The following is a 23,795-nucleotide window of genomic DNA, read 5'->3' on the forward strand; positions in this document are numbered from 1 at the left end:
AACCCCCCCTCCCCCCCCCCCTCCCCCCCCGAGGGCCCGCCCCCCCGCCGGGGGCGTGCGCTCCCCCCGGGGGCGGGCGCCCCCCCCCCGGCCCCCGCCCGCACCGTCCGGTGCACCGCCGCCAGGAGTCACGGGCCAACAGGCCTGACTCCGCAGACCGGAGAAACCCATGGATATACCCACGCAGAACGCGACACCGTCGCCACCGTCTCCCACCCGGCCCCCCGTCGAGCCGCTCGCGCCCCGGGGCAAGGCACGCAAGGGACGCAAGTCCAGCGCCACCCGACCCGGTGACCGCATCTTCGTCGGCCTCTCGCGGGGCTCCGGCATCCTCCTGCTCGTGGTCATGGCCGCGATCGCCGCCTTCCTCGCGTACCGCACGGCCATCGTCCTGCCGAAGAACGAGGGCAACTTCTTCACCACGTTCGCGTGGGACGCCAACAACACTCCGCCGGTCTTCGGCATCGCCGTCCTGGTCTTCGGCACCGTCGTCAGCTCGATCATCGCCATGGTGATCGCCGTCCCGGTCTCCGTCGGCATCGCGCTCTTCATCACGCACTACTCGCCGCGCAAGCTGGGCGGCTTCATCGCCTACGTGATCGACCTGCTGGCCGCCGTGCCCTCGATCGTGTACGGCCTGTGGGGCGCTCTCTTCCTCGTGCCGAACCTCACCGGGTTCTACACCTGGCTCGACGACTTCCTCGGCTGGACCGGCATCTTCGCCTACGAGGGCGGCGCCGCCCGCTCCCTGATGACCGTCGGCATCCTGCTCGCCATCATGATCCTGCCGATCGTGACCAGCGTCAGCCGCGAGGTCTTCCGGCAGGCACCGCAGATGCACCAGGAAGCCGCACTCGCCCTCGGCGCCACCCGCTGGGAAGTCATCCGCATGTCGGTGATCCCCTTCGGCCGCTCCGGCGTCATCTCCGCCTCGATGCTGGGCCTCGGCCGCGCGCTCGGCGAGACGATCGCCGTCGCCACGGTGCTCTCCCCGACCTTCACCATCTCCGCCAGCCTGCTCGACCCGGGCGGCGGCACCTTCGCGCAGAACATCGCGAGCAAGTTCAACGAGGCCACCGACCAGGGCCGTGACGCCCTGATCGCCTCCGGTCTCGTCCTCTTCGTCATCACCCTCCTTGTCAACGGCGCGGCCCGAGCGATCATCGCCCGCCGCAAGGAGTACTCGGGGGCCAGCGCATGAGCCACGACGTAGCCGCCAAGCCGGTGCCCTCGCTGCAGGGCGACCGCCTCCCCCCCTGGTCCCCCTGGGCCATCGCCGTCGGTTCCGTCGCCGCGGGCGTCGGCATCGGCCTCGGCGCGGGTCTGGACAGCCGCATCCAGTGGGGCCTCATCGCCGCCCTGCTCTTCGTCCTCGTCACCTACGCGCTCGCCGCGAAGGTCGAGGGCGGCCGCCAGGCCAAGGACCGCCTCGCCACCTGTGTCGTCTGGGTCGCGTTCCTGCTCGCCGTGATCCCGCTGGCCTCGCTGCTCTGGGAGACGGTCAAGCGCGGCGTCGAGGTCTTCGACGTCTTCTTCCTCACCCACTCGATGGGCGTGATCAGCGACTCGGAGCCCGGCGGCGGCATCTACCACGCCATCCTCGGCACCCTGGAGCAGGTCGGCATCGCGACGCTGATCGCCGTGCCGGTGGGCCTGCTCACCGCGATCTACCTCGTCGAGTACGGCCGTGGCAAGCTCGCCAAGGCGGTGACGTTCTTCGTGGACGTCATGACGGGCATCCCGTCCATCGTCGCCGGTCTGTTCATCCTCAGCTTCTGGATCATCATCCTGGGGTTCGACTACTCCGGGTTCGCCGGAGCGCTCGCGCTGACCATCCTGATGGTCCCGATCGTCGTCCGCTCCACCGAGGAGATGCTCAAGCTCGTCCCCGACGAGCTGCGCGAGGCCTCCCTGGCCCTCGGCATCCCGAAGTGGCGCACGATCCTCAAGGTGGTCCTGCCGACCTCGCTCGGCGGCATCACCACGGGCGTCATGCTCGCGGTCGCCCGTATCGCGGGCGAGACGGCGCCGGTACTGCTCCTCGTCTGGGGCAGCCCGCTGATCAACAACGACCCGTTCGAAGGCCCGCAGGCCTCGCTGCCGCTGTACATCTACCAGCAGTACGCGAACAGCGCCGGCTCCCAGGCCGCGTACGACCGTGCCTGGGCCGCGGCGCTCGCCCTCATCGCCTTCATCATGATCCTCAATCTGGGAGCCCGCGGCATCGCCCGCTGGAAGGCCCCCAAGACGGGCCGCTGACCGCGGCCATCAGCGACCCTCTCGTACCCCTTCGAAAGCAGTGATTTCCATGGCCAAGCGAATCGACGTATCGGGCCTGACAGCGTTCTACGGCTCCCACAAGGCCATCGAGGACATCTCGATGACCGTGGAGCCCCGCTCTGTGACGGCCTTCATCGGCCCCTCCGGCTGCGGCAAGTCGACCTTCCTGCGCACCCTCAACCGCATGCACGAGGTCACCACCGGCGGCCGCGTCGAGGGCAAGGTGCTCCTCGACGACGAGGACCTCTACGGCGCCGGCGTCGACCCGGTCAATGTGCGCCGCACGATCGGCATGGTGTTCCAGCGCCCCAACCCGTTCCCCACGATGTCGATCTTCGACAACGTGGCCGCGGGCCTGCGGCTCAACGGCTCGTACAAGAAGAGCGAGCTGAGCGCGATCGTCGAGAAGTCCCTCAAGGGCGCCAACCTCTGGAACGAGGTCAAGGACCGCCTGAACAAGCCCGGCTCCGGCCTCTCCGGCGGCCAGCAGCAGCGTCTGTGCATCGCCCGTGCCATCGCGGTCGAGCCGCAGGTCCTGCTCATGGACGAGCCCTGCTCGGCCCTGGACCCGATCTCGACGCTCGCGATCGAGGACCTCATCGGCGAGCTGAAGGAGCGCTTCACGATCGTCATCGTCACGCACAACATGCAGCAGGCGGCGCGCGTCTCGGACCGTACGGCCTTCTTCAACCTCGCGGCGGTCGGCCAGCCCGGCAAGCTCGTCGAGATCGACGACACGGAGCGGATCTTCTCCAACCCGTCCGTGCAGGCGACCGAGGACTACATCTCGGGCCGCTTCGGATAAAGCCCACCCACTCCCCGCGGTGCTGCATGGCGGTGCCACCGCAGGGGCAACAAAGAAAAGCCCGCCCCCTGGCTCCCGGGGGGCGGGCTTTTCCGTGTGCTTTCCGTGCCCCTAAGGGGCACGGGGAATTACAAGAACGCGAGGTTGACAATCCAGAAGCTGACCGCGGCAACAATCGCAGCGGCCGGCATTGTGATGAACCAGCCGAGAATAATGTTCTTGGCAACGCCCCACCGCACCGCATTGACCCGCTTGGTGGCGCCCACACCCATGATCGCGGAAGTGATCACGTGCGTGGTCGAGATCGGCGCGTGGAACATGAACGCGGTGGTGAACATGATGCCCGCGCCGGTGGTCTCGGCGGCGAATCCCTGCGGCGGGTCCAGCTCGATGATCTTGCGGCCGAGCGTACGCATGATGCGCCAGCCACCCGCGTACGTACCGAGCGAGAGCATCAGCGCACAGGCGATCTTGACCCAGATCGGAATCGGCGCGTCGGCGCTCTGCACGTCGGAGATGACCAGGGCCATCACCACGATGCCCATGGTCTTCTGGGCGTCCTGCAGACCGTGTCCGAGGGCCATGCCGGCCGCGGACACCGTCTGCGCGATACGGAACCCGCGCTTGGCCTTGTGCGGGTTGGAATTCCGGAACATCCACATGATCGCGCACATCACCAGATAACCGGCGACCAGACCGACGACGGGGGAAAGGAACATCGGAATCACGACCTTGTCGAGGACTCCGGACCAGATCACCCCGATCCCACCGGCGAGCGCGGCTCCGACCATTCCACCGAAAAGGGCGTGGGAGGAGGAGGAAGGCAGCCCGAAGTACCAGGTGATGAGGTTCCAGACAATGGCGCCCACCAGGGCGGCAAAGAGGATCCACATTCCCTTGTTGCCTTCGGGCGTCTCGATCAGACCCTTACTGACCGTCTTGGCGACCCCGCTGCCCATGAAGGCACCGGCGAGGTTCATGACGGCGGCCATCGCGAGAGCCGCGCGGGGCGTCAGCGCACGTGTGGAGACGGAAGTGGCGATGGCGTTCGCAGAATCGTGAAAGCCATTCGTATACGTAAATCCGAGCGCGACGCCAATGGTCACGATCAAAGCAAAGGTGTCCATGGAGAGGCCTCAGGACTCCTTGACCGCGATGGTCTCCACCGTGTTCGCGACGTGCTCGAACGCGTCGGCCGCCTCTTCGAGCACGTCGACGATCTGCTTGAGCTTCAGCACCTCTATGGCGTCGTACTTGCCGTTGAAGAGCTGAGCGAGAAGCTTGCGGTGAATCTGGTCGGCCTGGTTCTCCAGACGGTTGACCTCGATCCAGAACTCGGTGAGGTTGTCCATCGTCCGCAGATTCGGCATGGCCTCGGCCGTGAGCTCGGCGGCTCGCGACAGGACCTCGATCTGCTGCTCGACACCCTTGGGGAGTTCCTCGACCTGGTAGAGGACGACCAGGTCGACGGCCTCCTCCATGAAGTCCATGATGTCGTCCAGGCACGACGCCAGGTTGTAGATGTCCTCGCGGTCGAACGGCGTGATGAAGGAGGAGTTCAGCTGGTGGAAGATCGCATGTGTCGCGTCATCTCCAGCGTGCTCCGCGGCCCGCATACGCTCTGCGATCTCGGCTCGGGCGGAGGCATCGGCCCCGAGCAGTTCCATCAGGAGCTTCGAGCCCGTGACAATGTTGTCCGCAGAAGCGGCGAACATGTCGTAGAAGCTCGTCTCCCTGGGGGTCAGACGAAAGCGCACGTGGGGTCCTCGGGGTGCTTTGGATTCGGTCAGGCTGATGCTAGGCGCATCATCCGGCCACGGCTAACCGGCCAGACCCCAGTGTCGCCCATCAGGCACAGTGATCAGCACGCCCCCCGAGCAATCGAGTATCCTATACCCACCTGGGGTATAGGAAGCCAGGAATGCAGGAAGCCGGTCGGGCCCGTGGCTTTCCTACTGACTGCCCAGCAGAGTGACTGTCCAAGCAGGAGGACGCGATGACGACCACCGAATCGGCCGGTGTGGCCATGAACACCGAAGCGCCCTCCGAGCCCGGCCACGACCAGGGTGTCCACGGGTACCACAAGCAGAAGGACGAACACCTCAAGCGCCTGCGGCGCATCGAGGGCCAGGTCCGGGGCCTGCAGCGGATGGTCGAGGAAGACGTCTACTGCATCGACATACTCACCCAGGTCTCCGCCGGCACCAAGGCCCTGCAGTCCTTCGCCCTCCAGCTCCTGGAGGAGCACCTGCGCCACTGCGTGGCGGACGCCGCGGTCAAGGGCGGCGACGAGATCGACGCGAAGGTCGAAGAGGCCACGAAGGCCATCGCGCGCATGATGCGCACCTGAGCTCGCGCGACGCGCCGCTCGCAGGACTTGTAGGGGGTGCGGCAGGGCCCGGGCCGCTCCCCGCCCCGGTGGTCCGGGGCTCTCGGGACTAATCCCGGTTATCGCCTCGCCGATGCTCCACACCTGTGGAGACGTTCAGGACCTCGTCAATGCGGTCGGCGCTCAGCCGTTCCTCACCGGCGGCACTCGCCGCGATGATGAGTTCGCCGCACAGCTCGATCTCGGCAAGGGCAACGTGGTCCTGAACAGTCGTACCGCGCACCAGAGCCACGTTCATCACCTCTTCCTGACCTTGCGTCCTGCCGGTACCGACTTCCTAGAGTAGGGAGCGGCCTACACACCGCGCATGGCACGGACGGACCATTTCCACACCCCCGGTCGCGACTAGCCGGCTCCCGCTCCCTCCTGCCTCTCCCCTTCCCCTCCGGGCTACTTCTCGGCGATCTTCCCCGCGAAGATGTCCCCGCTCGCCGGCAGCCGCACGTCCACCCGCACCCCGAAGTCGAAGAGCAGCGTGGTCGAGGCCACCTCCGCGTTCGCGACGCTGAACTGCTGGCGCAGCTTGCGCAGCCGCCCCTGTTCGTCGAGGTACGCGTCGAACGGGATCTCGTCCTTGCTGAACCCTTTCGCCGCCGCCCGCAGGGCCCGCCGCTGCCCCTCGGACGCGGCCTTCGCCGCGCGCGGCAGGTCCGCGGTCCCGCGGTAGTGCCGCACCTTCACGCCCGCCACCGCCGTCTCGCCGACGTACGACGCCTTGGTCGCGCCCCGCAGCAGCTCTGCCGCGGCGAGCGGGTCGGTGGCGCCGCCCGTGACGAGATTGCCATCCGAGAGGGTCGTCGTATCGATCCGTACCCACTTGTCGGCGGGTACCCCCGCTCCGCGGTTCTTCATGTAGAGCGCGCCGCTCGCCATCAGCTCGGTGATGGGACGGTGCTCCTCGGCCCCGGCGGGATCCTTCGGCAGAACCACCACGAACCGCCCGACCTGCCGCCCGAAGTCGTACGTGCCCTTCCCGCGGATGGTCACGCGGGTACCGCCGCTGGCCATCTCCATGGACGTACGCGCCTTGGAAGTCTCCGCGCGGACAAGGGCGTCGGCGGACTTCCGCACCGCGTCGACGGCGTCCTCGGAGGCGCGCCGGTCGTCGGCGACGGCCCCTCCTGACGAGCATCCCGTGGCGACGGCCATGAGACCCACCGCCGCGGCCGTGATGACCGCTCCGCCTGTGCGCCTGTGCTGCTGACCCATCGCCCGACTACCCCCAAGCCTTCCCGCGAGGTTCTGTAGCCCCCTGTCTTTCCCTGTAACGACCGGTACGTTGACCCGTCACGCGCAAGGGCGTCCGCCGGGCCCGGTTACCGTGGAGACGTGGCCGAGGAGCAGCAGCACGAACCCCACCGCACAACGACCGTCGAGCAGGGCCGATTCTGCGCGGCCCGGTGCAGTTGCGGCTGGCGTGGACCGGCCCGCAGAGCGCGCAGCAAGGCCCGGACGGACGCGGAGTCCCACCTGTCGGACAGGTAAGTCCCTTGCCCCTCACCGGAACCCACGGCTCTCCTGCGCCGTCTCGTACTCCGGGAAGCAACGGGAGGCGGAGGCGCGTCATGGAACGACGTACGTTCATCAGCACCACGGCGGCGGCGACGGCGGCCTTCGCGGCGGCGGGCTGCTCCGGGTCCGGCGGCGGAGGCGGTGGCGGTGGCGCCGGGAGCGCCGCCTCCCGCAGCACGGACGCCTCGCGCTCCGGCACCCCCATCCGCTCGTCGAGCGCCGCCGCGTCCGCCTCCGCGAACCTCACCGCCCTCGCCAGGGACCTGGACGGCACCCTGGTCAAGCCGGGAGAGGCGAAGTGGGCGGCAGCCCGCCAGCTCTACAACACGCGCTACGACAGCCTGAAGCCGACGGCGGTCGCGTACGTCGCAGGACCCGACGACATACGCACGACCATGACCTACGCCCGCGCGCACGGCATCCCGGTCTCCATACGCAACGGCGGCCACTCCTACGGGGGTTGGTCGTCCGGCACGGGCCGCCTGATCATCGACGTGTCGAAGCTGAACAAGACGCGCGCCAGTGGTTCGACGGCCACGGTCGGCGCGGGCGCGAAGCTGATCGACGTGTACCGCGCGCTTTCCGCGAAGGGCGTGACGATCCCGGCGGGCTCCTGCCCGACGGTCGGCATCTCCGGTCTGACGCTGGGCGGCGGCCACGGGGTGGTGTCCCGGGCATACGGCCTGACCTGCGACAGCCTCACCTCGGCAACGCTCGTCACGGCGGACGGCAAGCTGCTGACGGCGAACAAGAGCGAGAACAAGGACCTCTTCTGGGCGCTGCGCGGCGCGGGCAACGGAAACTTCGGCGTGGTGACGGAGCTGGGCTTCCGCACCCACGCGGCCCCGCAGGGCGTCTCGGCCTACATGAGCTGGCCCTGGTCGAAGGCGGCCGCGGTCATCAAGGCGTGGCAGGAGTGGGGCCCCGACCAGCCGGACGAGATCTGGTCGTCGGCGCACCTGGCGAACACTCCGGGCGGCACGCCCACCGTCTCGGTCTCGTGCTTCTCCCTCGGCACGTACGGGGAACTCCAGAACGCGGTGGACCGCCTGGCCGACAAGATCGGCGCCCCGGCGCGCAGCGTCTCGTTGAAGCGGCGCTCGTACGAGGAGGCCATGGAGATCTACGCGGGCTGCTCGTCCTTCGCGTCGGACGCCCAGTGCCATCTGCCGGGCGCGACGCCGGGCCGCAGCACGCAGGGAGCGCTGAACCGCGAGACGTACGCGGCAAGTTCAGACTTCTTCGACCGCTCCCTTTCGGCGGCGGGCATCCGCACCCTCCTCTCCCGGGTGGAGAACGTGACGGGCGCGAGCGGGGGCAGCATCGCGCTGACCGCGCTCGGCGGGGCGATCAACCGGGTCGACCCGACGGCCACGGCCTTCGTGCACCGCCGCAGCCGGATGCTGGCGCAGTACATCGCCTCCTGGCGCCCCGGCACCTCCGGCAAGCCGGCCCGGGCCTGGCTGAAAACGGCCCACGACGCGATGTCCCGCTACGCGTCGGGAGCGGCGTACCAGAACTACGCGGACCCCACCCTGACCAACTGGCGCGAGGCGTACTACGGTTCGGCGGCGTCCCGCTTGAAGAGCTTGAAGAAGCAGTACGACCCGAAGCGCTTCTTCGACTACGCACAGGCGATTTAGGTCGGGTCGAGGTCTTTCAGCCCGTCATGGGGGTCCCCCTGCTCTTTAAGAGCTTGGGGGAGTTTGAGGACGAGCTCGGCGAAGCCGGTGATGACGGTGGGTACAAGGCCCTCGCGCCGGCGAGTTTTCGGGTAGGGGCGGGGTTGGGGAAAGATCCTGTTCCCCCGGACGGCCGCGCCCGGCAACCCGAACAGCCCACCCAACACGCCCTCAGGTGGCCCACTACACGGGCCCCCGCTGCTCTGGGGGTATGACCCCACGAATAGCCACAGCCGCAGCCACCACAGCCGCGCTACTGGCCTTCGCCGCCCCCGCGGCGCACGCGGCGCCCGCCGCAGAAGCCGACCACCCCGCGGCGGGCCCCCTCACCGCGATCTCCGCGGGAGTAACCGTGGCAGCGGCCGGCACAGGCTGGTGGCTGCTGAAGCGCCGCCGGTCGGAGGCGGCCCCGGAAGCAGGGGCCGACGCGGACGCTACGCCGCGAGATCCCGCTCATCCGGCCCGGCGGACTCGGACGCGGCCCGCTGCGGAAGCTCCGCCACGGACTCACGCGGCCCGGCCCACACCAGACGACCACCCCGCACCGTCCCCCCGACGGCCTTGGCCACAGGCGTGAGCACAGCCATCGCCAGCGGCGAAAGCAGCAGCGCCACAGCCGTCCCGAGCGCGAATCCGCCCACGACGTCCGTCGGATAGTGCACGCCCATAAAGACCCGGCAGAAGCCTTCGAGCAAGGCGAGAGCTATGCCGACAAGACCGAACTTCCGGTTGGCCACGAAAAGCCCGACGCCAAGAGCCATCGCGAGCGTCGCGTGATCACTCACGAAGGAGAAGTCGGTCTTTCCGTGCACAAGGAGCTCAAGGCCGTCATGGTCCTTGAAAGGCCGGCGCCGCTCGACAAATCCCCGGATCGGCACATTCACCAGGACGGCGATCGCGGCCGCGAGGGGCGCCCAGACAACAGCGGCGACGGATGAAGCGGCGTCATCGAGCGTCGCGCGCTTTCGCTGCCCCCACCAGCACCAGAGGACCAGCAGAACAAGCGCGAGCAGCAGTCCGTACTCACCGACGAATGCCATCGACTTTGCCAGCCAGTCCGGAGAATCCTCAGCCAGGCCGTTGATGTCGTAGAGCAGGCTGACGTCGGGGTTCGACCCGGTTGTATCGAGTCCAGCCATGGTGCTGCGGCCCCTTGTCTTCTCGCCTCGGACGCACCTTGCCGTACGCCCTTCCATCAACCCCCGTGGTCAGTGCCGCTTGCTGCGTGGTCAATGCCGCTCGCTACTGGGTGGTCGCGCTCTGCCGGTCACTTCAAGGGAACGCGTTGTCCCCTGCACTACGTTCCACTCTCCACCGAATGATCACGCAGACGTTATCGAAGAGAGACTCATCACCGCAGCTCAGAGAAGTGTACTGACGGAGAGTTCAAGCCACATAACGCCCCGCGCACGCGCCCCGTTTGAGCCTTTTCGGGTTCCGTCCAGCCGGCTCAGGGGCCCCGCCGAGCGGCCCGCGCGAGCCCTGCCAGCGGGCCTGACGGGCGCCCGTCAGGCCGCCGAGCGCTTGTCGGGCACGGCATTCGCCCCGTCCTCGGTGACGCGAGTCGCGCCAAAATAGTCCGGCGTGTCGATCGGGTCGAAACGGATCACCGCACCGGCCCGCGGAGCGTTAATCATGTAGCCACCGCCGACATAGATCCCCACATGCCGGATGGCGCGGGAATTGGTGAGGTCGTCCGAGAAGAACACCAGGTCACCCGGGAGCAGTTCGTCCCGTTTCGGATGCGGTCCCGCGTTGTACTGGTCGTTCGCGACGCGCGGCAGATCGATATCCACGCTTCGATAGGCGGCGAGCGTAAGACCGGAACAGTCGAACCGGCCGCCCTGCTCCGGGGTTCCATTGCCGCCCCACAGATACAGCGTGCCGAGCTTCTTCTGCGCGTAGTAGATGGCCCCTGCCGCCTGCTGCGACGGCTGCACCCTGCCGGTCGGCCGGGCGAAGCTCTTCTCCAGATCCGTGATCGTCTTCACGTAATTCTGGGTCTCGCGATAAGGCGGCACTCCGCCGTACTTGATGACGGCATACGCGCCCGCGTTGTACGCGGCGAGCATGTTCTCCGTCGGACTTCCGGGCGCGTCCTTCACGTAACTGGCGAGTTTGCAGTCGTACGAGGCGGCGGACGGGATGGCGTCCTTCGGGTCCCAGACGTCGCGATCGCCGTCACCGTCACCGTCGACCCCGTGCGAGGCCCACGTCCCCGGGATGAATTGCGCTATCCCCTGGGCCTTGGCCGGACTCTTGGCGTTCGGATTGAAGCCGCTCTCCTGATACAGCTGCGCGGCGAGCAGGGCGGGATTGATGGCCTTGCACAGATTGCCCCACTTCTGCACGAGGGGCTGATAGGTGCTCGGTACGGCGCCCTTGGCGAGCCCCACACTTCCCTGCCCGACACCGCCTCCGGTGCTTCCCGCCGCCATGTACGTCCCCACGACGAGCAGCGCGACGAAGCTCATCACCCCGCTGATGCCGACGGCCGCGACCAGCCACGCCTTACGCACCGTCAACCACCCTTCACCGCACGGGAGTCCACCGCGCTTCAGTGTAGAGGCGCCACCCGCGCCCGCGGGGGATCACCGCCGACCTCCGCCCAGAGCAGTTTCCCGTCCCCCGCGACGCGGAGGGGATAGCCGCCCCACGCATCGGCACAGGCCCGCACGAGCTGCAGCCCGCGCCCGCTCTCGGCGTCTTCTGGCGCGGGCGCCGGGGCCGGAGTGCCGGTCCGCCCGAACCCGGCCGGGATCTCGGGGTCGGAGTCCCACACGGCAACGCGAATGCCCTTCGGGGAGGGCCGCAGGCGGAGGGTGTAGGGGCCCTGGGTATGGCAGTGGGCGTTGTTGAGCATTTCCGCGGCGAGGAGTTCGGCGGTGGGGGCAAGCTCGGAGAGGCCGTAGGCGGCGAGAACGGCGCGGAGGTGGGTGCGGGCGATGCCGGGGGCGCGGGGGTCGTGCGGGAGTTGGAGGGAGTAGCTCCAGGGCGGGGATACGGTTGTGGGCAGCATGGAAGTCTCCGTTCGGGGAGGCGAGTTGGCGGGGTGCGGATCTGTGCCCAGTGACGTTGTCGCTCCGTCGAGCGGGGTGCTTCCGGGTGCTGGCGCCACTCATAAAGTAGCGGCGTCTTGTTAAGGTGTTAATCGAAAACCTGCAAAGCCCTGCACAACCACTCGTGTGAGTGACTGGACAGAGGAGAGGCGAGCGCGCCCGTGAGAACCAACCCGACGGGACGTCAACTCCGGCTGGGCAGTGAGCTTCGCAAGCTCCGTGAGCGTGCCGGCCTCACGTCGACGGAGGCGGGAAAGCTACTCGGCGTGAAGCAGAACCAGGTCAGCAACATGGAGTCCGGTCGGCTCGGCATGAGTTCGGCACGAGTACGCGCCCTGGCCTGCCACTACGACTGCTCGGACAAGGCTCTGATTGAGGCGCTGGTCCGGATGACCGCTGAACGGGCACGCGGCTGGTGGGAGGAGTACCGCGAAATCCTGCCGGTCGGGTTGCTCGATCTGGCAGAAATCGAACACCACGCATCATTGCTGCGAACCGCCGTGACTGTGCACATTCCCGGTCTCTTCCAGACGACGGATTACGCCCGCGAGATTTTCCGCCAGGACGTTCCAGAGCTCTCACCCCCGGACGTCGAGCACCGCGTCTCGTACCGGATCAAGAGGCAAGCTGTGCTCTTCCACGATGAGCCGACACCGAACCACGTGATCCTCCACGAGGCCGCTCTCCGAATGCAGTTCGGCGGGCCTGCGGTGACGAGAACCCAGCTCAAGCACCTCACTGACATGAGCGAACGGGAACACATCACCCTCCGCGTGATCCCGTTCGCCGCTGGTACGTTCCCCGGCTCGGGGCAGTCGATCTACTACTCGGCAGGCCCAGTACCCCAACTCGACACGGTGAATCTCGACCAGTCACACGGCCCCGTATTTCTGGATGCCGAGGCCCAGCTCGCCAAGTACCGCGTACTGCTGGACCGCATGGAAGCAACAGCGCTCCCGCCCGTGCAGTCCCGCGACTTCATCCACAGCATCATCCAAGACCTGTAGAGGAACCCAGATGCCCGAGCTCTACTGGCAGAAGTCGACCTACTGCGCCCAGGGCAACTCCTGCGTACACGTCGCCGCAACCCCAACCGGAACGGCAGTCCATCTGACCGAAAGCGCCGACCCCAGCGGAGCGATACTGACCGCACCACCCGCAGCGTTCGCGGCGCTGATACGCACCGCGAAGGGGGCACGGCATGCCTGACCCGTGGCAGAAGTCGTCCTACTGCGGCGAGGGCGACTCCTGCGTACACGTAACCGCAACCCCACCCGGCAACATCCAGGTGACCGAATCCGCCGACCCCACCGGGGTCGTACTCACCGCGCACCCCTCGGCCTTCGCAGCCCTGCTACGCACCCTCAGCCCGTCCGGCACCTGAGGACCGGGGTCTGGGGCGGAGCCCCAGTTTCGGGAAGGGGCGGGATTGGGGAGAGCCCCGCAGGGCCCCCCCCCCCCCCCCCCCCCCCCCCCCCCCCCCGGGGGGGGGCGGGCCCCCCCCCCCCCCCCCCCCCCCCCCACCCCCCCCCCCCCCCCCCCCCACCCCCCCCCCCCCGCCCCCCCCCCCCCCCCCCGCCCGCCCGCGGGGCGGGGGGGGGGGGGGGCCCCCCCCCGTTTCGGGACGGGGCGGGATTGGGGAGAGCCCCGCAGGGCCCCCGCCCCCACCCCCACGAACGCCCACGGGACTTTCTTGCAATCCACCCCCACCCCTCGACCGCAAAAACCCCCAAACACCCCCACAACAGCAGCCCCCACCCCGCCCATCGCAAATAAGTCCCACAAAGGACCCCCACCGTGACCGACATCCCACCGGACCTCGACTGGATCCGCGCCGCCCCCGAGGGCGAGGAGGGCCCCGGCCCCTGGATCGAAATCGCCTACGGCCCGGAGGACGCCGTGTACCTCCGGGAGACCAGTGACCCGGAGAACGTCGTGACCACGACCCAGAAGAAGTGGGACGCCTTCGTACTGGGCGTCCAGGCGGGCGAGTTCGACCACTTCGTAGAGGGCGTTGAGGGCGTGGAAGGCGTAGAGGGCGTGGAGGGCGTGGAGGGCGTGGAGTGACAACGCCACAGCCCGGCCAGGTACCGATACCGCCACCGGGCAACCCCTTCGCCACCCCCCAGCCGACCTACACCGGCACCCCGTACTCGTACCCGCCCCCACCGCCACTGCCCTGCCAGTTCTGCGGCACGCACCCCGCAACGGACGTGACCTTCCGCGCCCACCAGGGCCTGCTGATCATGATGAAGTTCCAGAAGGTCGGCGGCGTGATGTGCCGGACCTGCGGCGAGGCGGTCTACCGGACGACGCAGGGCAGGACGCTGTGGCAGGGCTGGTGGAGCCCGTTCTCCCTGTTCCTCTTCACGCCGGGCACGCTCCTCTGGAACCTCGTCGCCCGCCGCAAGGCGCAGAAGATCCCCCCGCCTCTGACCGGACACCCCGGCCTCGACCAGGGCAAGCCACTCCACCGACGCCCGCTCGTACGCGGCACTGATCCCGGCCGGTTGGATCCTCTACCTGATCGCGACGCTCATCAGCACCAGCGGCTAGTCCTGCTGGGCCTGGACGAACTCGTCAGTCCGCGCGGTAGGCGGTCTGGAACTTCTTCATGTCGCTGGTCTTGAAGACCCGTATCCAGCCGTTCCCGCCGTCATCGCACGTCCCGCGGAACTGGACGCCCCAGGACGTGTCGAGCTTCTCGTCCATGGGGTAGTAGCGCTCGTCGGAGGGGTCGATGCTGTACGGCGCGCACGTGGTGAAGCGCTGCAGGTACTCGCCCGCGGCCATCACGGTGCCCGCCTGGGGCATGTTCTCCAGCATCCACTCCTGCCGCGCTCCGGGCCCGCCGCTGGCGCCGCCGTTACGGGTGGGCGCCTCGTCCGAGCCGACGCCGGGAGCCGCGGATTCACTGGAGCCGGAGACGGAGTCAGAGCCAGATCCGGAGTCAGAGTCAGAGCCGGAGCCGGAACCACCGCCGCCCCCGCCCTCCCCTCCGTCACACCCGGTCACCGTCAGAGTGAGAGCCGCCGCCGCGACGACCGCGGCGAGCCTGTAGCGCGTACGCGTGATGGTTTGCCCCGTTCCCCCGTCGAACGATGATGCCGGGACCCTAGAGCACCTGCATGTTCATGATCAAACCACCACCCGGGCGTCCCACCCCGACGTCCCGGGCGAGGCATGTATCCGCAGGTCAGCCCCCTGGAACCATTCCAGCGTCCCGCATACTCCGGCGTCCCTTGCCCCCGTCGGGACCCGCCCCCTTAGCTGTGATCACCACAGCCCGACACCACTCACGAGCACTGCTCACCAGCACACTCCGGGGGATCCCATGAAGCACACCCGTAAGGCCGTCGCCGCAGTCATCGGTCTCGTCGCCGCTCTCTCGCTCACCGCCTGCAACGGCGACGACAACGCGTCAGCGGAGACGCCCTCCTCCGCCGCGTCGTCGGGCAAGGGCGGAGACAACGCGGACACCGGTACCGGCGCGGACGCCGGCAGCGACACCGGTGGGGGCTCGGGCGGCAGCGAGGCGTCGGACGGCGGCGGAGACGACCAGGGCACGGCGGCGGGTACCGGCGACAACAGCACCGGCAACGGCAACGGCAAGGCCGGCATCTGCCGTACCGACGAGCTCGAAGTGAACGCCACGGACAACACCACCGACAAGACGGAAGGCGTCGTCACCGTCGTCTTCAAGAACGGGGGCGGCCGGGACTGCTCGATCAAGGGCTACGCGGGGGTCGACCTGACGGCGTCCACGGGCGACACCCTCTCCGTGGCCCGCAACGGCGAGCGGGCCGTACCCGGAGTCCTGAAGGACGGCGACTCCGCCGCCTTCAACATCACGTTCCCGTACAACAACTCGGGCGGCTCCGGCGTACGCATCACAAGCCTGGTCGTCACGCCCCCGAACGAGACCAAGCACGTCACCCTGGACTGGCCCGCGGGCACGCTCCCGGTCTCGGACGGCGAGGGCGCGGTCAAGCTGGAGATCAGCCCGGTCGGGACCGTCAGCGACTCCCCGGCCGGCTGACGACCCGGGCCCGAAAGCAGGCCCGGGCCCAGACACCTGCTACGGCACCTGCTCAGACGGCCCGCGGCCGAACGACCTTGAAGCCGAACCCGTACGACCCGATCGCCTCCGCCACCCCCATGAACAGCAGCGCGCAGTGCTCCTGCCCGCGCGCGGTCTCGATGCCTCCCAGGTCCAGCTGGGAGGCATCGGCCCATCCCAGGTCACTGAGGAGCCGCCGGACCGTCCCCTTGGCGGCCTCATCATCCCCGGAGAGGAAGATGGTCGCCGCCTCCTCCAGACTCCCCGGATCCTTCATCACCACGGAGTCAACGGTGGCAAGCGTCTTGACCACCGAAAGCTCAGGGAAGCCTGCCTGAATCTCCTCACTGAGGCTGTAGTTGGGGTGGGAGAGCGCCATGCCCTCGGTGAACCCGACCCCGACGTCGAGCAACACCTTCCCGGCCAGAGCGGCAGCCCCGATCTCCTTCAGCACACCCATCGAGGCCGTACCGGGCGTGGCATTGACCAACACGCCCCCGTGAGCGGCAGCCTCCCCCAACCCCACGACAGTTAAGGCCCCCAGCCCCTCCGCCCCTCCCCGCTCCTTCGGGGATCGAGACCCCAACACGACGTCATGCCCTGCCGCCTGCCACCCGGTGGCCAGCGCACGAGCGACATTTCCGGTTCCGAGCAGTCCGATTCTCATGGAGTCGACGCTAAGAGTCCCCCGTACGGGGGAAATCGGACGGAGGTCGTGGATGCGTTGGTCCCGTCGACGTACTCCGCAAGCCCTAGCAGGGTCACACGCCGCGCCGCGAAACTAAGATCCTTTGCAAACGACGAATGACCCCTTCCCGCAGATTTCGATTCACACCCCTGCCCTGCCCGGTACATGCAGGTTGGGGCACCTATGGCGCAAACTTCGCACTGGCGAAACTGCGTGCCCCACGGCTAGCGTCGGTTGACCCGAGACAACCGCCAGGGGGCAGGAATGGCCGAGAGGCTGAGGCTCGACGCAGTCGAGCTCGAAAACTTCATGAAGTTGCTCGACGGATCAGTCGAGTCTCTGGAGGGCCTGCGCAACGCCCTGTCCGGGGCGACGGTCGGCGGTCTCGGGACGGAGGAGCTCGACAATGCCTGCGAGGACTTCCAGGAGGACTGGAAGTACGGCGCCGAGCAGATCGGTGAGCAGGCGGAAGACCTGAGCAAGATCATCGGGCAGAGCAAGGACGCCTTCAATGAGGTCGAGGATGCGCTCGTGAAGGCGTTGCACAAGCCCGGCAAGACGAACGATGACACGGTGCAGGTGCCGAAGTGACGGACAAGGACACTTCCACCTACCCAGACCTCCGTTTCAATCCGGCCCCCGGGAACTGCGACACCGTAAAAGAGCTGCAGAAGAAGCTCAGCAACTGCGTCACTGTCCTGCGCGACACCCGCAAGGTCGTCACCAAGCTGATGGACGGCAGCTACTGGGAGGGCGATGCGGCAGTCGCCTTTCGCGAGACCATCGACAGCGGGCCGCTGACTCTCAACCTGAAGAACGCCGCGCGCTCCATCGAAAAGGCCGCCAAGCAGCTGGAGCGCTGGGAAGGCGACCTGGAGGACTACCAACGCCGGGCGAAAGCACTGGACGGGAAGGCCAAGGAAGCCAGGGAGGCGTTGAAGACCGCGCAGGGGCACGCCGACACAGCCGGTGACGACCCCGACCTGGACAAGAAGGGCAGCAAGAAGGACGACGCGAAGAAGTCTCTGGAGCTCGCCAACGGCAAGGTCGAGGACGCCCGGGCGGAGCTCGACCGCATCCTGGGCAGGGCCCGGAGCCTGGAACACGAGTACACCGAGAAGTCCAATCACCGCGCGGAAAAGATTCGCCAGGCAACGGACAAACTGGCTCCGCACGAGCCCAATTGGCTTGAGGATTCCTGGGAGTGGATCAAGGAGAACCTTCCGGACATCCTCAGCGCCATTGCCGGAGTGCTGGCGCTGGCAGCAATCCTGGCTACCGGCCCCTTGGGTATGGGTGTGGCAGCCGCACTGATGTTGACGGCATCTGCTACAAGCGCAGCGGCGCTCGGAACCCGACTCTGGGATCCGGCCACCCGGGAATCATTGATGGACGGCTTCACCAAGGGAGAGTTCGACGCTGATTTCTTCAGCAACCTGGTCTCGGTCGGAGCCGACGCTGTAGGAATGGTTCCCGGAATCGGCGCTGCCATTAAGGGCACCCAGGTTGCTACTCGATCAGTGCGGGCGGGAGCTGGAGCCATGAGCCTCGGACAGAAGCTGGCCACATATCCTACTCAGACCTTTGAGGCAGGCAAGGGCGTCGCCCAACTGGGGAACCCATTGATTAACGCCGTGGTCACCAGCGGAACAGCAGCTGACAACGTGGCCGTTACTTCAGGCGCTCTGGGTCTGGCGACCTCCGGCTACGGGCTCTTCGATGACGACGACGGCAGGGCCGAGGCGACGACCAAGGTTGACGGCGGACGCCTCCTGCTTGATCTGCCAGGAATCCCGACCATTGCACGCTTCGCCTTCTCCTAACCATTCCGCTACAGGAAGAAGTCTCACCATGGGTCCTGCCGACTACCCCACGGCATGGCAGCATCCGCCGACACGACGCGCTTGGGTCCTGCTTGTGGTCAGGAACGTAGCCGGGCTCATTGGATGGGTCGGCGTGTGGATCGCACTGCTCGCACTTTCTACCGAAACAGACTGGGGGGTGTGGATCCTAATTCCCTATTCTATTTACGGCAGTTGGCGGCTATTTGTCCAAGTGTTCGGCTACTTCCCTATCTCCTTGCGTAAGCTCCGCATCCTGCGTGCATACCCGTGGCAAGTACTTCAAGGCATTCCGCATGGCCTTTCAGATTATCCCGACATTTTGGGTGAACAGCAGGGGTGGTTCGAGTTTCCCAATCCTGCCAACCCGCAGCAGCAGCTCCCACTCGTCATCTCCAACCACCTGCGGGTGAACTGGTGGCACCGCAGAATGGCACCCCGCGCTAAACCACAGTTGAAAGCCCGCATCGAGACGATCTGGTTCGCCGGTGACCCTCGTATGATCGGCATCCTCGCCGCACCTTCAACGAGCGGCCAGACACCTGGCCACTTCAAAATCCTCAGGCAGCGTCTGGCGAGGGCCGAACACGCTCTCACCACGGAATGGGGAGCTACAGCTGAGGATGTGGAACAAGGTCGGCGCGCAGGTTTCACCTCGTACGCTGATCCGAGCAAGCCGAAAGTGAAGTCCCTGTGACCGCGCCCGGGTTCATTATCGACGAATCGGCCCTCAACGCCGACGCCGACATCTGGTTCGCCGAACCCGCAGGCTTTACCGCAATTCCCGTCCACGCGCTGTTGAACCCGCCCGACTCCCCCGGAGCCGACGCATTGCGCGACGTCATCGCACCGATCCTGGACTCCCTCCAGGACGACTCCGCGCGCCAGCAGTTCCTGATCCAGCTCGCACGAGGACAGCAGTTGTTGGCCGCCCTCGCAGAAGTCGGTACCACCCACTGCTCGATCGGCCTGCACCGCGACGATGTCTCCGCGGGCAATACCAGTGGGTTCCTGCTCTCCCTCTTCACGATCTCGTGGCGGGACATCGCCACCGCCTCGCCAGCCGTCACCGCCGCGCGAGCCGTCGCAGGCGCCGAGGGCCACACCAGCATCGAGTATCTCGAACTGCCCTGCGGACCGGCGTCATTCAGCGAGCTCGTACGCACCCCGAACGCCGAATCCGGCCTCCCGCAGACCCCGCTGCTCCAGATCTTCGCCCACCTCCCGCACCCGGACGGCAAACGCCTGGTGAGCCTCACGCTGGGTACCACCGCCGTGAGCCGGCGCGCGGAGTACCGGAGCCTGCTGCACCACATCGCCGAGAACGTCAGCTTCGTGGACCCTCTGCTCGAAGCCGAAGAGATCAAGCGCGCTGAGGCCGGACAGGGCTGAAGATCTTGTCCAGGTGGTAATCGAGGGTGTCGCGTACGTCGTTCAGGGTGCGGCGTTCGTGGAGTACGTCCCCTCCTAGCCCGACCGCCGCTGCCACCAGAAGGTCGGCCTCGCGTCGGGCGTCCAGGTCCAGGTCCGGGGCCGTCTGGCCGCTCGTCTGAGCCGTGGCGATGAAGCCGGCGACGAGTTCCTCCAGGGGGTGGTCATCGCTCAGGAAGACCGCCGCGATCGCGGGGTCCGTGAGGCTGCGGGCGTAGTACGCGGAGAACACGCGCAGAGCCATGGCCCGTTGGGCGTCCAGGGGCAGGAACTCGTCGAGCATGGCGCTGAGCACGCCCCGGAGGTTCGCGGGGTCGTAGTGGACGCGGGTCCTCGCCAGGCGTTCGTTCTCGCGGTGGAGCAGGTGCAGGGCGGCCACGAGGAGCTCGTGCTTGCTGCCGAAGTGGTACTGGACCACCCTCAGCGACACCTCCGCCTCCGCCGCGATCTCCCGCATGCTCGCCGCGTCCAGGCCCCTCTCCGCGGCGATGCGCCACACCGCCTCCGCGATCTGGCGGCGTCTGCGCGACCGGGCGTCGGTGGTGGGTGTGAGGCGCTCGGGCGCGGGGACGGGCGGCCGCTTCCGCTGCCGGTAGGCCCTCGCCTGGCAGCTGCGGGAGCAGTAGAGAGCGGGGCGGCCACGTCGCTTGCCCGCGACGCTCATTCCGACACGGCAGACCGTACAGCGGGCCTTCTTTTCGTCACGCACGCTTTTCATTATAGGTCGCAGAATGTGTGACGTAATTCAGGATTGCTGCATATGGGGCAAGGCATTCTCGTAACTCCGTTGATACGTTCGTACCGTGAAATACGACTTCCTGCAGACCCTCGGCGCCATCCTCCTGTGTTTCTCCGCGCAAGGACTCATCCGGTTACTCATCGACCACGACTACGCCGGCTTCCTCGGCTGGCTCCCCGGCGGCTTCGCGCTCCTTTTGGTCGCCTACGTCGTGGCGGTCACCGCCGGTCTGCTCCTGACCGGCTGGTCGCACACGCGGGCAAAGGCGCTGGGGCGACGGGGCTGAGGGTCGTGCGGGTCGCGGGACCGCAGGGCTGCGGGGTCGCGGGGCTGCGGGGCTGCGGGGCTGCGGGGCCGGATGTGCTGCGCAAACTGTTGACGGGTGTCCAACTTTCCCCGATCGTTGCGGAATTGGGCGCAAATCAAGGCGCTGCGTTGTGACGGCTGGGGGGAGCCGAACATGCAACCTGGGGACGAGCACGCCAAGTCTGGCCGGGGGCCCAGCGACTCGGTAGCTGGCGGGGAGCCCGCCGACGCGGTGCCTGACCGGGGGCCCAGCGACGCGGTGCCTGGTCCAGGGCCCAGCAATCCGGCGTCCGATTCAGCGCCCGCCGATGCAGCGGCCGGCCCGGAGCCCAGTGACGCCGTGTCCGACCGGGGACCCGTCGACGCGGCTGGCGGGCCAGAGCCCAGTGACGCCATTCCGGGTCGGGAAGGTGCGGGCGGCGGGTCGGGCACTGGCCCCGGTTCGGAGCAGCGCCCCACGCCAGGTGCGATGCCGGGGCCGGCGTCAGAAGACGTGACACCGACCCTGCCGAGCCCGGACCAGACCCAGCGCCCCGCGCCGGACGCAGCCCCCGGTGCGACGCCGGCAGGCGCACCGCCAAGCGCGACGCCGACTGGCGCAACGCCGAACGCGTCACCAGGTCAACCCCCGGCAGGCCCGACGCCCACCGGACCGCCCCCGGGCCAGACCCCGCACCCCACGCCAGCCGCAGCCCTCGGCTCTCCCCCTCCCCCTCCCGAGACCCCCCACGGAGGCCAGTTCGGGCCGCCGCCCCCGTCACCCACGTCACCCCCGCCGCTCCCCACGGCACCCCCGTCATCCCCAACCACCGCACCCTCCTACCCCCCGCCACCCCCCACAGCCCCGCCCGCCTACGGCGCACCCCCAAGCCCCCCTGGACCCGCGTCCGCGCCCGCACCCTCCACACCCACCACCCCCGACCCCCTCCGCGCCCTCTCCGCCGCCCTCCTCAATCTCACCGGGCTCGGGCTCGGTTACGTGCTCCTGAAGCGGTGGTTCCTCGCCGCCCTCTGCTGGGTCGCGACCGCCGCGCTGCTCTTCGTGGCGTTTCCCGCCGAGGTCGACGGCGTACCCGGCGGCGTACTCATCGGGTTCATCGCCTTCCTGCTCCTCGCGGCCGCCGACGGAGCCCGCCGCGCCCTGCGCACCCACCAGGGCTGGCCGCTCCGCACGCCGCTCGCCGTCGGGCTCGGGCTGGTGCTGCTCGCCGTCCCCGCCGGAGGCGTCATCGCGTACGACGCCGCCCGCGACGAAGCCGTCGAGGAGATGCTGCTCGCCCGGCTCGACAAGGCCGACAAGATCGTCACGGCCGCCGACGGCCGTACCTTCGACGCCGCCGAGGACGACTACCGCTCCGCCCTCGCCATCTACCGCGACCTCGGCGACGACCACCCCGGTTCGAAGGCCGCAAAGCGCGTCCCTGACAGTCTCACCGCGTACTACAAGTCCGTCGCCGCCCCATACGACGAGCGCAAGTACTGCGACGCCCTCGAACCCCTGGAGTACCTCCGCACCCTCCCCGGCTCCCTCGGCAAGGAACGCCTCGGCACACTCGCCACCTGGCCCGACGACCGCCTCGCCACCTCGCTCTACGAGTGCGGCAGCCAGGGCCTCGGCACCACGGACAGCGGCAGCCGACTGGGCCAGCTCCTGCGGACCTTCCCCGAATCCGACCAGGCCGGGAAGGTCGAGCCCGCCATCCGCGACGCCATCGCATCGCGATCGTCCGACCTGAAGGGCGCCGACCCCTGCAAGGCCACCGAGGAGCTCCGCAACATCGGCTCCACCGCGAAGGCCCTCCCCGACGACGCGGGCGACGGCCTCTCCGGTGACGCCACGAGCGCGGTGGAGTCCGGGACGTACGCGTGCGGCGTGGACCAGTTCAAGGACGGGAAGTTCGGGGACGCGGCCAAGACGCTCAAGGACTTCGCCGGGACCTACAAGAGCAACGGCAAGCGCGACCGCGCCAAGGACATCGCCATCGCCGCCGAGATCGCCGAGGCCCGCCCCGCGGCCGGCCGCAGCCTGCCCCCGGCCAAGTCGCCGGGCGGCGGGAAACTCACGTACGTCCTGGAGAACGGCGGCCCCGGCCCGCTCGAGGTCCTCTACACCGGCCCGATCACCGGCAGCCTCAAGCTCGCCTCGTGCGCCGGCTGCAAGACGTACACCAGCAAGGCCAAGGGCAAGAAGGCCTGCCTGGCGGGCAACGGATACCCGAGCAAGACGCTCCACCTGCCCCCGGGCGACTACCACTTCCTCTACAAACGCGACGCGAGCAGCGTGGGAGGCGTCCGCAACAACACCGAGGGCAGCAAGGTCCAGCCCGGCTACCGCTACACCGACTGCTCGTACGTCGTGACGGGCGGCGGCCTCGGCGACCTGGACGGCCTGGACGGGCTCGATGGCCTGGATGGCATCGACGGGCGTACATGACCCATGATGTGAGTGACTGTCACCGCAACCAGGTCAGAATGAGACCTGGTCAGAGGGCTCGCCGGGCCGTCATTGCCCGGCGTCACTCACCGTGATACACAGAGTGACCATACGTTTCAGCCAACGAATGACGCCAAGTCGACATGCACTGGCCCATTTGTCGGCGAGAATGAGCTGTCCTCTGCATCGCGGTAGACAGAGGTGACAGAACAACCCACTAGGGGCGGTGAGTTACACATGCTTTTGGCAGCCGAAAAAGGCGACATCACCACCATCATCGGCGGGATCGCCCCCGACTGGGGACCCTTCGGGAGCCTGGGCAACGAGGCACGGGTGATGATCGAGGTCGTGATGGCGATCGCCATCCTCCTCTGTCTCGGGATTGCCATCTGGGGCGCGGCGAAGCAGCGCATCGGCGCGACGGCGCTGCGCGACACCTTCAGCGCGGAACAGGGCAAGGGCCTGATCATCGCGGGCCTGACCGGCGTTTTCATCATCGGATCGCTCGGCACGGTCTTCACCATCGTGTACGGCATGGCGGTCTAGTCCCCCGCCGCCCGCTCACGTCC

Annotated in this window: 28 protein-coding genes; 18 read left to right on the forward strand and 10 right to left on the reverse strand. The window is 68.0% G+C overall.

Features of this window, described 5'->3' with window-relative positions:
• Window positions 1–169: 169 nt before the first annotated feature.
• From pstC to pstB, 3 genes are read left to right on the forward strand one after another with little or no spacing between them, the layout of a single operon-like run.
• Window positions 170–1,201, forward strand: coding sequence for a phosphate ABC transporter permease subunit PstC (pstC, locus tag ACWFR3_RS40010; protein ID WP_453739623.1), 1,032 nt, complete (start codon window positions 170–172; stop codon window positions 1,199–1,201).
• Window positions 1,198–2,259 carry a phosphate ABC transporter permease PstA gene (gene pstA, locus ACWFR3_RS40015; protein WP_453739624.1) on the forward strand — a complete coding sequence of 354 codons (1,062 nt, stop codon included), beginning with the start codon at window positions 1,198–1,200 and terminating at the stop codon, window positions 2,257–2,259. The genes pstC and pstA overlap by 4 nt, the downstream gene beginning before the upstream one ends.
• 49 nt (window positions 2,260–2,308) lie before the next feature.
• Complete coding sequence (gene pstB / locus ACWFR3_RS40020) at window positions 2,309–3,085, forward strand: phosphate ABC transporter ATP-binding protein PstB (RefSeq protein WP_453739625.1); 777 nt, start codon at window positions 2,309–2,311, stop codon at window positions 3,083–3,085.
• Window positions 3,086–3,213: 128 nt separating this feature from the next.
• On the opposite strand, the gene ACWFR3_RS40025 is transcribed toward pstB, so the two are convergent.
• A complete protein-coding gene (locus tag ACWFR3_RS40025; RefSeq protein WP_453739626.1) occupies window positions 3,214–4,212 on the reverse strand; it encodes an anion permease in 999 nt (332 codons plus the stop codon).
• Between the two features lie 9 nt (window positions 4,213–4,221).
• Entirely contained in the window at window positions 4,222–4,842 is a 621-nt protein-coding gene (locus ACWFR3_RS40030) for a DUF47 domain-containing protein (protein ID WP_453739627.1), read from the reverse strand.
• A gap of 239 nt (window positions 4,843–5,081) precedes the next feature.
• On the opposite strand from ACWFR3_RS40030, the gene ACWFR3_RS40035 reads away from it, so the two are divergent.
• Window positions 5,082–5,435 (forward strand): metal-sensitive transcriptional regulator, encoded by a 354-nt coding sequence (locus ACWFR3_RS40035; RefSeq protein WP_453739628.1) that lies wholly within the window; start codon window positions 5,082–5,084, stop codon window positions 5,433–5,435.
• An 88-nt stretch (window positions 5,436–5,523) separates the two neighbouring features.
• On the opposite strand, the gene ACWFR3_RS40040 is transcribed toward ACWFR3_RS40035, so the two are convergent.
• Together ACWFR3_RS40040 and ACWFR3_RS40045 are read right to left on the reverse strand one after the other, a co-directional pair.
• Complete coding sequence (locus tag ACWFR3_RS40040; RefSeq protein WP_453739629.1) at window positions 5,524–5,712, reverse strand: hypothetical protein; 189 nt, start codon at window positions 5,710–5,712, stop codon at window positions 5,524–5,526.
• 152 nt (window positions 5,713–5,864) lie between these two features.
• On the reverse strand, window positions 5,865–6,683 hold the full coding sequence (locus ACWFR3_RS40045; RefSeq protein WP_453739630.1) for a hypothetical protein: 819 nt from the start codon (window positions 6,681–6,683) through the stop codon (window positions 5,865–5,867).
• A 356-nt stretch (window positions 6,684–7,039) separates the two neighbouring features.
• Here ACWFR3_RS40045 and ACWFR3_RS40050 point away from each other — a divergent pair, with 356 nt between their 5' ends.
• Window positions 7,040–8,629, forward strand: a complete 1,590-nt coding sequence (locus ACWFR3_RS40050; protein ID WP_453739631.1) for an FAD-binding oxidoreductase — start codon at window positions 7,040–7,042, stop codon at window positions 8,627–8,629.
• A 473-nt stretch (window positions 8,630–9,102) separates the two neighbouring features.
• On the opposite strand, the gene ACWFR3_RS40055 is transcribed toward ACWFR3_RS40050, so the two are convergent.
• From ACWFR3_RS40055 to ACWFR3_RS40065, 3 genes are all read right to left on the reverse strand, one after another.
• Entirely contained in the window at window positions 9,103–9,807 is a 705-nt protein-coding gene (locus ACWFR3_RS40055) for a phosphatase PAP2 family protein (RefSeq protein WP_453739632.1), read from the reverse strand.
• A gap of 369 nt (window positions 9,808–10,176) precedes the next feature.
• The gene (locus ACWFR3_RS40060) at window positions 10,177–11,187 is read right to left on the reverse strand and encodes a C40 family peptidase (RefSeq protein ID WP_453739633.1); all 1,011 of its coding nucleotides are present in this window, start codon (window positions 11,185–11,187) and stop codon (window positions 10,177–10,179) included.
• A gap of 38 nt (window positions 11,188–11,225) precedes the next feature.
• Complete coding sequence (locus ACWFR3_RS40065; RefSeq protein WP_453739634.1) at window positions 11,226–11,687, reverse strand: ATP-binding protein; 462 nt, start codon at window positions 11,685–11,687, stop codon at window positions 11,226–11,228.
• Window positions 11,688–11,888: 201 nt separating this feature from the next.
• Here ACWFR3_RS40065 and ACWFR3_RS40070 point away from each other — a divergent pair, with 201 nt between their 5' ends.
• The 5 genes from ACWFR3_RS40070 (at window position 11,889) to ACWFR3_RS40090 (ending at window position 14,357) form a co-directional block, all read left to right on the forward strand.
• Window positions 11,889–12,734, forward strand: coding sequence for a helix-turn-helix domain-containing protein (locus ACWFR3_RS40070; protein ID WP_453739635.1), 846 nt, complete (start codon window positions 11,889–11,891; stop codon window positions 12,732–12,734).
• 10 nt (window positions 12,735–12,744) lie between these two features.
• On the forward strand, window positions 12,745–12,936 hold the full coding sequence (locus tag ACWFR3_RS40075) for a DUF397 domain-containing protein (protein ID WP_453739636.1): 192 nt from the start codon (window positions 12,745–12,747) through the stop codon (window positions 12,934–12,936).
• The gene (locus ACWFR3_RS40080; RefSeq protein ID WP_453739637.1) at window positions 12,929–13,111 is read left to right on the forward strand and encodes a DUF397 domain-containing protein; all 183 of its coding nucleotides are present in this window, start codon (window positions 12,929–12,931) and stop codon (window positions 13,109–13,111) included. Before ACWFR3_RS40075 ends, ACWFR3_RS40080 begins: the two co-directional genes overlap by 8 nt.
• 413 nt (window positions 13,112–13,524) lie before the next feature.
• Window positions 13,525–13,794: a DUF397 domain-containing protein gene (locus ACWFR3_RS40085; RefSeq protein WP_453739638.1), complete on the forward strand. Its 270-nt coding sequence runs from the start codon at window positions 13,525–13,527 to the stop codon at window positions 13,792–13,794.
• Window positions 13,791–14,357 carry a hypothetical protein gene (locus ACWFR3_RS40090; protein WP_453739639.1) on the forward strand — a complete coding sequence of 189 codons (567 nt, stop codon included), beginning with the start codon at window positions 13,791–13,793 and terminating at the stop codon, window positions 14,355–14,357. The genes ACWFR3_RS40085 and ACWFR3_RS40090 overlap by 4 nt, the downstream gene beginning before the upstream one ends.
• On the opposite strand, the gene ACWFR3_RS40095 is transcribed toward ACWFR3_RS40090, so the two are convergent.
• Entirely contained in the window at window positions 14,308–14,553 is a 246-nt protein-coding gene (locus ACWFR3_RS40095; protein WP_453739640.1) for a hypothetical protein, read from the reverse strand. The genes ACWFR3_RS40090 and ACWFR3_RS40095 overlap by 50 nt on opposite strands.
• A gap of 508 nt (window positions 14,554–15,061) precedes the next feature.
• On the opposite strand from ACWFR3_RS40095, the gene ACWFR3_RS40100 reads away from it, so the two are divergent.
• Entirely contained in the window at window positions 15,062–15,766 is a 705-nt protein-coding gene (locus ACWFR3_RS40100) for a DUF4232 domain-containing protein (RefSeq protein ID WP_453739641.1), read from the forward strand.
• Window positions 15,767–15,818: 52 nt separating this feature from the next.
• Here the strand turns inward: ACWFR3_RS40100 and ACWFR3_RS40105 are convergent, their stop codons facing one another.
• Window positions 15,819–16,454 (reverse strand): NADPH-dependent F420 reductase, encoded by a 636-nt coding sequence (locus ACWFR3_RS40105; protein ID WP_453739642.1) that lies wholly within the window; start codon window positions 16,452–16,454, stop codon window positions 15,819–15,821.
• 285 nt (window positions 16,455–16,739) lie between these two features.
• On the opposite strand from ACWFR3_RS40105, the gene ACWFR3_RS40110 reads away from it, so the two are divergent.
• The 4 genes from ACWFR3_RS40110 to ACWFR3_RS40125 all read left to right on the forward strand — a co-directional run bounded on the left by ACWFR3_RS40110 (window position 16,740) and on the right by ACWFR3_RS40125 (window position 19,708).
• Complete coding sequence (locus tag ACWFR3_RS40110) at window positions 16,740–17,066, forward strand: hypothetical protein (protein WP_453739643.1); 327 nt, start codon at window positions 16,740–16,742, stop codon at window positions 17,064–17,066.
• Entirely contained in the window at window positions 17,063–18,298 is a 1,236-nt protein-coding gene (locus tag ACWFR3_RS40115; protein WP_453739644.1) for a putative T7SS-secreted protein, read from the forward strand. The genes ACWFR3_RS40110 and ACWFR3_RS40115 overlap by 4 nt, the downstream gene beginning before the upstream one ends.
• A 133-nt stretch (window positions 18,299–18,431) precedes the next feature.
• Window positions 18,432–19,013, forward strand: coding sequence for a hypothetical protein (locus ACWFR3_RS40120; RefSeq protein WP_453739645.1), 582 nt, complete (start codon window positions 18,432–18,434; stop codon window positions 19,011–19,013).
• On the forward strand, window positions 19,010–19,708 hold the full coding sequence (locus ACWFR3_RS40125) for a hypothetical protein (protein WP_453739646.1): 699 nt from the start codon (window positions 19,010–19,012) through the stop codon (window positions 19,706–19,708). The genes ACWFR3_RS40120 and ACWFR3_RS40125 overlap by 4 nt, the downstream gene beginning before the upstream one ends.
• Here the strand turns inward: ACWFR3_RS40125 and ACWFR3_RS40130 are convergent.
• Window positions 19,680–20,456: a TetR/AcrR family transcriptional regulator gene (locus tag ACWFR3_RS40130; RefSeq protein ID WP_453739647.1), complete on the reverse strand. Its 777-nt coding sequence runs from the start codon at window positions 20,454–20,456 to the stop codon at window positions 19,680–19,682. The genes ACWFR3_RS40125 and ACWFR3_RS40130 overlap by 29 nt on opposite strands.
• A gap of 94 nt (window positions 20,457–20,550) precedes the next feature.
• On the opposite strand from ACWFR3_RS40130, the gene ACWFR3_RS40135 reads away from it, so the two are divergent.
• The 3 genes from ACWFR3_RS40135 (at window position 20,551) to ACWFR3_RS40145 (ending at window position 23,772) form a co-directional block, all read left to right on the forward strand.
• Window positions 20,551–20,772 carry a hypothetical protein gene (locus ACWFR3_RS40135; RefSeq protein WP_453739648.1) on the forward strand — a complete coding sequence of 74 codons (222 nt, stop codon included), beginning with the start codon at window positions 20,551–20,553 and terminating at the stop codon, window positions 20,770–20,772.
• Window positions 20,773–21,771: 999 nt separating this feature from the next.
• Entirely contained in the window at window positions 21,772–23,226 is a 1,455-nt protein-coding gene (locus ACWFR3_RS40140) for a hypothetical protein (RefSeq protein ID WP_453739649.1), read from the forward strand.
• 237 nt (window positions 23,227–23,463) lie between these two features.
• Window positions 23,464–23,772 (forward strand): hypothetical protein, encoded by a 309-nt coding sequence (locus ACWFR3_RS40145; protein WP_190083671.1) that lies wholly within the window; start codon window positions 23,464–23,466, stop codon window positions 23,770–23,772.
• The last annotated feature ends 23 nt before the right edge of the window (window positions 23,773–23,795 follow it).

This window comes from Streptomyces sp. NPDC055189 (assembly GCF_053606765.1).